Below are 10,845 nucleotides of genomic sequence, written 5' to 3' on the forward strand. Positions count from 1 at the left end.
GCTCTGTTTGCACCACTAATAAGCCTCCCAACACGCTAAAAAATCAGTTCAAAAACGCCCTAACAGACAAAAATATCTCACACTTAGCCTTTCTTATGGGCTATTTTCGCGTAAGTGGCTTTATCCATTTGCATAAGCTCATTATGGATTCTGGGGGCTATGAGCGATTTAGCTCTATCCGTCTGCTTGTGGGGCTTAATGTCGATTCCCTTGTGTTTGAGCTAGAGCGGACAAACGCCGATATATCCCGCCTAAACGAAGCAAACAAGGCAAAATTCACCCAAGCCTTTAGCAAAGCCCAGCAAAAATCCATACAAAAAGAGTCCTATCAACTACAAGTAGAAAAATCACTCCAAGCCCTGCAACACGCCCTAGAATCCAATCTGCTCCAAATCCGTATCGTGCGAGATAAAAACGCCCACGCTAAATTCTACCTCTTCTACTCTCAAGCCCAAAGCCACACAGATTCCAGCAAGCCACACTTCCAAGGCTCGCTGATTGTAGGCAGCAGCAACCTTAGCCACAATGGCTTAGAAAACAACTATGAGTTTAATCTCCTGTCAAAAAATAGCGATGACCTAGCCTTTAGCCACTTTGAGTTTGAGAGTCTATGGGAGAGTGCTATCCCGCTAGATTCTAGCGATGTAGAGAGGGCAAAAAAGGGGACTTATTTAGAGAAAATCCTAAGCCCCAAAGAGATGTATCACAAGCTTTTGCTCTGCCACTTTGGCGAAGTATTTTTACACACAGACTCCAGCATACAAGCCCTAATCGCTAGCGCGAACTACACGCCCTATGACTACCAAATCCACGCCGTGCAAGAGGGCATAGACAAGCTAGAGCGATATAATGGCTTTTTCCTAAGCGATGTGGTAGGACTTGGCAAAACACTCATTGCCTGCGTGATTGCCAAAAAGCTGCAAACAGATAGCAAAATCACAGGCAGGATTCTCATCTGCGCACCAAATGCCGTGCAAAAGTCTTGGAAAAAGCATAAAGATGATTTAAAGCTGCACAGGGTAGAGATCACCACGCACGATAGCCTACACAAGCTAGAGGACAAAGAGAGCTTTGAGCTTATCATCATCGATGAGAGCCACAACTTCCGCAACCAAGACTCCAACCGCTACAAAGAGCTGCAAGCCCTCTGTAAGATCCCCTACACAAGCCCAAGCGCGCAGACCCAATCCACACGCAAAAAAGTCATACTCCTATCCGCCACTCCGCAAAACAACTCCCCCAAAGACTTGGAGCAGCAAATCTACCTTTTCCGCGATAAGCGAGACACCGCCATTGTAGAAAGCCAAAGCCTAGAGCGATTTTTCAAAACAATCAATGATGATTACGACAAGCTCAATAGAGAGCGCAAAGAGCTTAATAGAAAGAAAAACGAAGCCCTAGCCAACGCCAAGAAGCCCACTACCACAGAAGCAGAATCCAAAAACACGCAAGCCCTGCAAAAGCTAAGCGACACCCTACGCGAAAAACTACTGGCAAAGATTATGATCCGCCGCACTAGAGGGGATATACAAAGCAGCTATGCCAACGACAAAACTAAGCAAGGCTTGCACTTCCCTAAAATCACCGACCCAAAGCCCCTAGAATACGACCTAGACTCCATCTCGCATAATCTCGCCACACAGACCCTGCTTTTCCTAGCAGGTGAGCTAAACACCATAGCCGAGCAATTTATAGGTGAGAAAAATGGCTACACCTACGCACGCTATCTTATCTACCCCAATCTCACCGAGCAAGGCAAGCAGAAGTTCCGCGCTGCCTATGGCAAAGGCAAAGATGATAGATTCTACAAAGATCAATCCACCCAGCTTGCAATCTTTATGCAAAAGATTCTATTCAAACGCTTTGACTCTAGTATCAAAGCTTTCAAAGACACTTTAGATAAGCAAATCCACTCTTATGAGCAAATGCTCAAGCAATTTCAAACAGATGCAATCTATCTCCCCAAAAACTATGACAACAGAGAGCGGCTATACAGACTCCTAGAAGAAGATAACGACCAAGCCTTAGAAGAGCTTTTAGAGCAAGATAAGCTTCTAGCCCTACACCCAAGCGACTTTCACAAAGACTATGCACAAAAGCTTCAAATAGACAGAGCAAATCTCCAAGCCCTGCTTGATAAATGGGAGCAAATCACCCAAGACCCCAAGCTTGATAAACTGCAAGAGTTTTTAGACTCCCAAGATTCAACGCAAAAAGTCGTCATATTCACAGAAGCAAAATCAAGCAGCGAGTATCTCTACACCCAGCTAGAATCCACGCACCTACGCGGCGCAATCCTCCATATCCACAGCGGCAACCGCAATGAGCTAGAATCTAGCATACGAGCAAACTTTGATGCCAACTACCCAGAAAATAAGCAGCAAAATGACAAGCGCGTAATCATCACCACCGATGTCCTAGCAGAGGGTGTGAATCTCCACCGCGCCAATATCATCATAAATTACGATACCCCCTACAACGCCACACGCCTTATGCAGCGCATAGGGCGCATTAACCGCATAGGCACACCCCATAAGCAAATCCATATCTACAACTTCAAGCCCACGCACTTTAATGACCATATCATTGACATCAACGCCATCGCCAGCCAAAAGATCCAAAGCTTCCACTACACTTTGGGCGAAGACTCTGCCATTTATGATGAGAGTGAAGAATTTGATAGCAAAAAGCTCTTTAAAATCGTGCAAGAAAAGGAGCAAGAGACCAGCAAAGACACAAAGTATCAAAACGACTTGCGCGATCTCTACTTCAACGACAAAGCAGAGTTTGCTCGTATCAAAGCCCTCCCTAGCAAGTCGCGCTGCTTTATCCAGCTAGATTCTAGCCCCTCTAGCCCACAAAGCTACGCCTACTTAAAAAGAGATGCAAAAAGCTTCGCCCCCTACCATATAGCCGATACAAACACCCTGCTTAAAGAAGCAGCCCCCAAGCCCTGCTTGTTTTATGACATCGCCGACTTCTTAAAAGCCCATATAACGCATAAGCCCTACAAGCCAAGCGGTGATGAGATAGCCCTGCATTTCTCTCACACACAAGCCGCGCTAGATGACTACGCCAAGCCAAGCTCGCCCAATAGCCCCAGCAGTCCAAAAGCAGCCCACGCCCTAAGCCCCCAAGAGAGAAACGCCCTAACCAAGCTTCGCCACACAGAGCTAGAATCTAGCCTAAAAGACAGCTTTATCACCGCGCTGCACAATGGCACTTATCACCACCTAGCCAAAGACATAAACAACGCCAAAAGCCTACAAGATTTTAAAAATCTAGCCCACAAATACGGCTTCACAAGCCCGCCCCAAGCCCAAGCCGATGAGCCACAAGCAGAAGCAACACTCAAAAGCGTAGAAATTGAGCTAAGTATCACTGCGTTTGCAAAGGCAAAGCAATGAAGCTCTCCCCGTCATTGCGAGATTTTGCGCTAGCAAAATCGTGGCAATCCACAAGCAGCAAAAACGCAAAAGCACAAAAAGTGGATTCTAGGATTTTCACTCAAGCCACCCAGCCAGCCCACCACGATTCTAAGAATTGCGGTGGGGCTGTGGGAGCTTTGCGATTTTTGGGGAAGGTTAGCGAACTTGGCGTTCGTGCCTTTCACAAAAATCGCAACACTGCCGCATTGCCTACCCAAAGCTGAATCGTTCAAAGCCAAAACAAAACCCAAACCAAAGGAGACCCAAATGAACAGCCTACAAACCTTCACCACCTCCCCCTACACCCTAGAATATTTCAAAGACTTTATCCAGCAAGCCTTCCCCCAAGCCCAGCTGCTAAACTCCCCCACCACGCCCTACAAAGATGGGCATATTATCCACGCCTACGCCCCAATCTGCCAAGACATAGAGCTAGAATCTAGCCATATCCTGCAAGTCTTCGCCTTTGAAGTAGGCAGCACCCACGCCAAAGTAACGCTGCACAAAGAGCTAGCCAAAATCGCTAAAAATAACGCCTCCCATATCCTAGCCTGCTTCTATGACCCAAGCGACACGCAAGAGTTCCGCCTAAGCCTTATCACCACAGGCTTTGACTTTGAGGCAAATAAATCCACCCACAGCAACCTCCGCCGCCAGAGCTTCGTGCTAGGAGATTCTATCCCCACCCACACCGCACAAAAGCAGCTTCAAACGCTCATAGACTCCCAAGCCAAGAGCAAGCAAGCCCTAGAAGAAGCCTTTTCCCTAGAGCCTGTAACCAAAGAGTTTTACAAAGAGATTGTAGGGATTTTTATCACGCTTATAGACTCTATCCAGCTCCCCGCAGAATCCCAAGCAGTCCATACAAAACAGACGGATTCCAAGAAGCGCGAGTTTGCCCTCCGCCTCCTCTCTCGCCTCCTTTTCTGCAAATTCTTAGAAAAAAAGGGCGTGATAGACCAAGCCATCTTTAGCACCACTCTAAGCGACAATTACTACCACGAAGTCCTAGAGCCGCTCTTTTTCTCCACGCTAAACACCCCCAAAGCCAAGCGCAACTACGATCTGCTAGACCCACGCGTAGCGACTTTGCTAGATTCTATCCCCTATCTTAATGGCGGACTTTTCGCCCCACAGGCAAGCGACTTCTACTCCCCGCAAAAGCCCACCGCCTACCACGCCACCCTAAAAGTCCCTAACGCCCCCTTAGCCGAGCTTTTTACCCTGCTTGAAAGCTACCACTTCAGCATCGATGAATCCACCCCAGACTCCCAAGAAGTAGGGCTAAACCCAGAGCTTTTAGGGCTAGTGTTTGAGAGCCTTTTAAGCGAGCTATTTACTGACAATCGCAAGGACTCTACCGCTTCACTGCGCAAATCGACAGGGAGTTACTATACACCGAGAGAGATAGTGCGGTATATGTGCCGAACCTCTCTCTATCAATTTTTACTCACTAAGTTGGATTCAGCTTTGGGTAGTCATTCCGCAGATTTAGCAAATTTTGGGGCAACCGCAGACCACAAGTCTAGCTCTACCCCAAAATTTGCTAAAAACCACGAAAGCACCACCGCAAATCTTAGAATCCTTGAAGAAGAAAGCCGAGCCGAGCAGACTGACCTAGAATCCACTTTTGAAAAAAGCCACGATTTTAAGGACAACGCCCCTGCTCCGTCATTGCGAGACACTGCGCCAGCAGTGGCGTGGCAATCCAATTCTGCGCCAGCAGAATCCAATCAAATCAATGGCGCACGCAAAGCGTGCAACCTTGAAAGCGTGCAGGGGGATTGGGGGGTCAAAGGGGGGATAAGGGGGGACGCTTCGCAAGTAGCCCCCCTGTCCCCCCTTGAAAAGACTTTATCCCAAGCAAAGCTAGAATCTAGCAATAACGCGAAAAAAGTAGAATCTAGTGTGGATTGCCACGATTCTGCCACCGCAGAATCTCGCAATGACAGCAAAAAAGTGGATTCTAAGAAAACCGCTCAACAAAGCAGCAATTCTACAAACGCAACAATTCTAAGCGAACAAGCACAGGATTCTAGGATTAACAAAAACCACACAAATTCTACAAACGCAACTAGGCGGCAGGATTTTGGTGATAAAAATGGGGCTTTGCAAGGCGAGTCAAGGGAGTTACCTAAAGCGGTAATGACCGCAGGCTCGCCGCAGCAATCGCCATTTTTAGCCCAAAAGCCAACGCCAGATACCAACGAAGCAATCCACAATTTAATTTTCCACCACGACCCCACCACCCTAACACAACCCCAAAAATCCCAAATCCTAGCCGCCCTACAATCGCTCAAAGTCCTAGACCCAGCCTGTGGCAGCGGAGCCTTCCCCATAGGGCTTATGCAGGAGCTTTTAGAGCTAGGCGAGATTCTAGGCGACACCCGCTCCCCCTACACGCGCAAGCTAGAAATACTGCAAAGCAACATCTACGGCATAGACATTCAGCCTATGGCGACAGAGATTTCCCGCCTGCGCTGCTTCCTATCGCTTATCCTAGAAGAAGCCCCCAGAGACATCAAGCCCCTGCCAAACTTAGAGTTTAAATTCCTAAGTGCCAACTCCCTGCTCCCCCTGCCCCAAGACTCTATGCTAGAGTATGATGGCTACCAAGCCGATAAACAAAAGCTAGAATCTATCCGCCAAGATAACTTCAGCGCAGACCTAAGCACAAGAGAGAGCCTAAAGCAAGACTACCTTAAGACCGCCGCCCACATAGCAAGAAACCTTATCCTACACGCACAAGGCGAAAGCCCCTTGACACAATGGAATCCCTACGACCCGCACTCTGTGGCAGAGTTTTTTGACAGCGAGTATATGTTTGGACTAAGCGGCTTTGACATCGTAATCGGCAATCCGCCGTATATATCTGCTCCAAATCAAATGAAAGATAAGTTTTTAGCCCAACAAAGAGAAACATTAAAAAATATTTCATACTACAAAACATTACACAAAAAATGGGATTTATATATCCCTTTTATAGAGCGTGGATTGAAAATACTAAACTTCAATGGAATGTGTTCTATGATTATTCCATATCCCTACACAAATCAACCATACGCACAAAAAAGCAGAGAAAATATTTTTAAAGATTTTAGCCTTGTAGAAATTGCAGACCTACACGAGTCAAAAGTCTTTAATGCTGAAGTTTTAAATTGTATCGTTTTTATACAAAACAACAATGCAAACAATGAAATTTTTATTTCAAAATTACATCATCATACTATTGAGCGTATTTATAAGAAGAATAGAAACATATTCATACAAGATGAAAAAAGTTCTATTTGGAATCTTACAGGTGAAAGAGAAATTGATAAATATCAAAAATTAAATACGCTAGGGGACTTCTGTTATATAAGCGTTGGTATGGGACTTCATTCAAGTGAATCTAATAAAAATTATAAATTTACAAAAAAAGATTTGATTAGTAGAACAATGGATAAAATCCATAATAGAGCATATATTGAAGGAAAAGATATTGAAAAATATCAAATAGTAAATGTTAAATACCTTGAATACAATACAGAACGCTGTCCATCACAATGTAGAGAACCAAGATTCCCAGAACTTTTTGAAGCGGAAAAACTTGTAATTAACAAAATAGGATATTTAAAGTCAGTCATAGACACTAACAAAACTATTTGCGACCAAACTATTAGGGTTTGTGTGCTGTGGCATAATCTTAAAAACATAAATAACAAAAGCATTATTTCAAGTATAAAAAAATTTTCTAACTTTGAACGAAATGAACTTGAAAACTTATCGCAACAAGTCAATTTGTTATATTTGTTAGGGATACTTAATTCAAAATATATTGCTTTATTACTAGATGAAATAAGGGGAGTTGGAAATATTGATTTAAACCCAGAGTATCTAAGAAAACTCCCTATCCCCAAAATCACAGAATCTAATCAGCCCCTGTGTGATGAGATTATAAAATGTGTAGATAAAATCCTAGAATCTAAAGCAAAAGATTCCACCCTTGACACCCAAGAGCTAGAATCTAAAATTGACTCTTTAGTGTATAAACTCTATAATCTCACAGATGATGAAATAAAAACAATTAAAGGAAAGTGATGGATAATATAGATAAAAACAACATAAACAAAATTTACGATGAACTTGCCGAACAAATATCAAGACTCTATATAGAGCTGTATAGTTATTTTAAGAATGAGAAGTTACAATTGATTTTTTCAACCTTGCATAACAATATAGTGGAATGTTTTAAGCAAATGAATAAACGACTTCCAGCCATAGAGAACAATAGACACTATAATGCTAATAGTAGTAGAAAATTAAAATCAAGTATAGAGACTGCGCGGCGATTGCAAAAAGAGCTAAAAAGTAGCAAAGTATGCTTTGAAATTGATAGAAAATATAATGATATTTTTACACAATGCTTAGGCTTTTTGCAAGATAGTTCTGGGAGTGAAATTCCTATTGGAATGAATAAAATACAAATTTATGAAAAAGACCCCATATTTATTTCATCAAAGACTATTGATACTCCAAACGGAAAACAAGCTTACGAATTGAAAATAATTGGCAATGGTTCTTATGCTGATGTGTATAAGTATTTCGATAAATTTTACCAATGTAATTTTGCATTAAAAAGGCTAAATAATAAAGCTAACAAAAAAGAAATTGAAAGATTTGAAAAAGAATTTGAAGCAATGAAAAAAATTGATAATCCATACATACTAAAAGTATATTGTTTTGACAAAGATAAACAAGAATATATTATGGAGTATGCTGACTTTACCCTAAAGGAATATATCAATAAGCATAATCAAAAAATATCAAAAAATGAAAGAATTTCGATAGGCTGTCAAATACTAAAGGCTATCCAATTTTTATGGAACAAAGACATTTTACACAGAGATATAAGTCTTACTAATATTTTAATAAGGAAGTATGATGGTATTCTTGTAGTAAAGGTTTCTGATTTTGGTCTAATAAAAGAAAAAAATAGCGATTTAACTAGCGATGATACTGAGATAAAAGGAAGTTTAAATGAAAAGTCAAGGCTTGAAAAAATAGGTTTTAAGAGTTATAGCCATTGTGATGAAATTTATACTTTAAGTAAAGTTTTGTATTTTGTCGCTACAGGTAAAGAAAAAATAGAAAATGCTAAATGTGATTTTTTACATAAGGGAACAAATGCAAATATAGAGGAAAGATATAAAGATTTAGAAAGCTTAAAAAACGACTTTATCGATTTTTGTCAAAACCCCTAGAATCCATTTTTGAAAATGCCACAACTCCGTCATTGCGAGCCTTGAAAAAAGGCACGGCAATCCATAAGCAAAAAGAGCTAGAATCTCAAATTGACTCTTTAGTCTATAAACTTTACAATCTCACAAACGATGAGATAGAAATTATAAAATCTTATTGAAGTGTGGGCTATGGATAGACATAAACAAATCGAGCTTTTTTCACTCTCTAGGCTAGCTAGCTACAAACGATTGGCGTGAGCATAGCGCAAATCTCGCCCTAATAGCAGACATCAGCATAAGGCTTGGGCTGCTAGAAATCATCACGCGCAATAAAGTGGCTTTACTTTTAGAGATAGGTGATAGTGAGTTTATCTCTAAGCAAACGCTTGGGTATTGGTGCAAGTGTATAGATACACATAGGCTTCACAATAGGCTTGTAAATATGCGCGATATGGACTTCCGCAAATATTCCACACATAATAAAAAAGACAAAATGCGTGATTATCAAAAAGTGCAAATTGCTTATAGCATTTTACGCACGATACGCAATAGGGCTTTTCACTTTGAAAATCTGCTAAAAACAAATCCCAATGGCACGCCTAGACTCTCAAGCGTGTGCGAATTTGGGAAAACTAGGATTCTAGTGGGGATTGATGGAGATAGAATCGCGGAGTTTTTAGATGATTTTCTAGGGTGTTTTGATAGCGAGCTAAAGGAATACACACAAGAAGTGCAATGCCTAAGACTCGCTAAGAGAGAAAAGAGAAAGATAGCTAAAGTGGCTGCGTGGTGGAGAAATGTCGCTTGCGGTGGCAGGTGGTGGCGGTAAAGCACCGCCGTGAATGAGACTGGATTCTATACAAACCAAGCTAAAATGCAGTTTAAATGCAATCATAGAAAGGCTAAAAATGGATTCTAGTGTGGATTACTAAAGAAGCTGCGGCTGCGCCTTGCTTTGCCACGCCACTGCTACCGCGCTTGCTCGCAATGACAAAAATGAAGTGGATTGCCACGCCTTGCCTTACGGCAAGTCTCGCAATGACGATAAAACGCCACTAGCGTAAAAAGTGGATTCTAGCCCTTTAGCCCAAAACAAGCGAAGCGCAGTTTCTTTAGAAAACAAGCGAAGCGGTGCGAGCGTGAGCTCGCAGGTTTCTTTAGAAAAGCCAACGCCCTAGAATCCAAAACATAGAAAACTAATGCTAGAATCTAGTCAAATTTATAGCATAAGGATAGTGCGATGAGTATCACCATAAACATTTCACAAGAGCTACAAGAAGCCTACCAAAACTTCGCTAGAGAGCAAAATATCAGCCAAGAGGAGCTTATCCAAAAGGCGTTAATCGCGTATATGGAGGATTTAGAGGACTTAAATGCGGCACTAGAGTGGCAGCTAAAAAGCAACGATGAAAAACGCGATGGCGCGATACCTGCTAAAGAGCTTTACAAAGAGCTGGGACTCTAGCGATGCAATTTGTGTATTCTAAAAAAGCGCAAAAGCAGTTTGAAAAGCTAGATACAATCACACAAAAGCGTATTAAGAATCTAACACAAGAGCTAGAGTCCCTAGAAAACCCACGAAGCAAGGGCGAAGCCTTGGTGGGCAATCTCGGCGGACTTTGGCGATACCGAGTGGGAGACTATCGCATAATCTGCGAGATAAATGACAATGAGCTACTTATCTATGCTATCCACATCGCCCATAGAAAAGAAGTGTATCAATAATCCCCAGTAATTAGAATCCACAATCGACAGCCTAGTCTATAAGCTCTACAATCTCACAAACGATGAAATCACAGCCATAGAATCCAAAACATAAAAAACTAATGCTAGAATTTTAAGCAACACAAAAGCCCAAAGGATAACAAATGACACTGATTATAGAAAACGCCAGCAAAGAGCTTTACACTGCGATAAAAAGCCTAGCCAAGATTGATAACGCAAAATGCAAGGTGCAAAAGCCCAAGCTCACAAAGTTTGAAAAAGAGATTCTACAAGCAAAGGCAGAGCTAGAAAAGCAGAGAGCAGCAGGCACGCTAAAGACTTACGCCAATGTGGCTGAGTTTAGGGAGGCGATCGATAATGGCGAGCTATAATGTCAATTTCACAAAAAGCTTTATCAAAGACTACAAAAAGCTACAAACAAAAGACAAAGATTTGACTGACGCGCTTATAGACAAGCTAGCCACAGGACA

General features: G+C 42.2%; 10 protein-coding genes. All 10 read left to right on the plus strand.

All coding sequences use genetic code 11. The features are described 5' to 3' along the window. Nucleotides 1-95: 95 nt before the first annotated feature. Entirely contained in the window at nucleotides 96-3,407 is a 3,312-nt protein-coding gene (locus Q0171_RS02620) for a helicase-related protein (RefSeq protein ID WP_299326460.1), read from the plus strand. Beyond that, nucleotides 3,404-3,652, plus strand: coding sequence for a hypothetical protein (locus Q0171_RS02625; protein WP_299326463.1), 249 nt, complete (start codon nucleotides 3,404-3,406; stop codon nucleotides 3,650-3,652). The genes Q0171_RS02620 and Q0171_RS02625 overlap by 4 nt, the downstream gene beginning before the upstream one ends. A 43-nt stretch (nucleotides 3,653-3,695) precedes the next feature. Next, nucleotides 3,696-7,508 carry a DNA methyltransferase gene (locus tag Q0171_RS02630; protein WP_299326466.1) on the plus strand — a complete coding sequence of 1,271 codons (3,813 nt, stop codon included), beginning with the start codon at nucleotides 3,696-3,698 and terminating at the stop codon, nucleotides 7,506-7,508. After that, nucleotides 7,508-8,671, plus strand: a complete 1,164-nt coding sequence (locus Q0171_RS02635; RefSeq protein ID WP_299326469.1) for a protein kinase — start codon at nucleotides 7,508-7,510, stop codon at nucleotides 8,669-8,671. The genes Q0171_RS02630 and Q0171_RS02635 overlap by 1 nt, the downstream gene beginning before the upstream one ends. Then, the gene (locus Q0171_RS02640) at nucleotides 8,656-8,829 is read left to right on the plus strand and encodes a hypothetical protein (RefSeq protein WP_299326472.1); all 174 of its coding nucleotides are present in this window, start codon (nucleotides 8,656-8,658) and stop codon (nucleotides 8,827-8,829) included. Before Q0171_RS02635 ends, Q0171_RS02640 begins: the two co-directional genes overlap by 16 nt. Before the next feature lie 155 nt (nucleotides 8,830-8,984). Continuing rightward, the gene (locus Q0171_RS02645) at nucleotides 8,985-9,479 is read left to right on the plus strand and encodes an ATPase (RefSeq protein ID WP_299326475.1); all 495 of its coding nucleotides are present in this window, start codon (nucleotides 8,985-8,987) and stop codon (nucleotides 9,477-9,479) included. A gap of 89 nt (nucleotides 9,480-9,568) precedes the next feature. After that, nucleotides 9,569-9,709 carry a hypothetical protein gene (locus Q0171_RS02650; protein WP_299326478.1) on the plus strand — a complete coding sequence of 47 codons (141 nt, stop codon included), beginning with the start codon at nucleotides 9,569-9,571 and terminating at the stop codon, nucleotides 9,707-9,709. A 181-nt stretch (nucleotides 9,710-9,890) separates the two neighbouring features. After that, complete coding sequence (locus Q0171_RS02655; RefSeq protein ID WP_299326481.1) at nucleotides 9,891-10,115, plus strand: DUF6290 family protein; 225 nt, start codon at nucleotides 9,891-9,893, stop codon at nucleotides 10,113-10,115. Nucleotides 10,116-10,117: 2 nt separating this feature from the next. Beyond that, nucleotides 10,118-10,375 (plus strand): type II toxin-antitoxin system RelE/ParE family toxin, encoded by a 258-nt coding sequence (locus Q0171_RS02660; protein WP_299326484.1) that lies wholly within the window; start codon nucleotides 10,118-10,120, stop codon nucleotides 10,373-10,375. Nucleotides 10,376-10,518: 143 nt separating this feature from the next. Continuing rightward, the gene (locus tag Q0171_RS02665; protein ID WP_299326487.1) at nucleotides 10,519-10,746 is read left to right on the plus strand and encodes a hypothetical protein; all 228 of its coding nucleotides are present in this window, start codon (nucleotides 10,519-10,521) and stop codon (nucleotides 10,744-10,746) included. Nucleotides 10,747-10,845 lie beyond the last annotated feature (99 nt).

It is taken from the genome of uncultured Helicobacter sp., from assembly GCF_937906905.1.
Classification (GTDB): Bacteria; Campylobacterota; Campylobacteria; order Campylobacterales; family Helicobacteraceae; genus Helicobacter_B.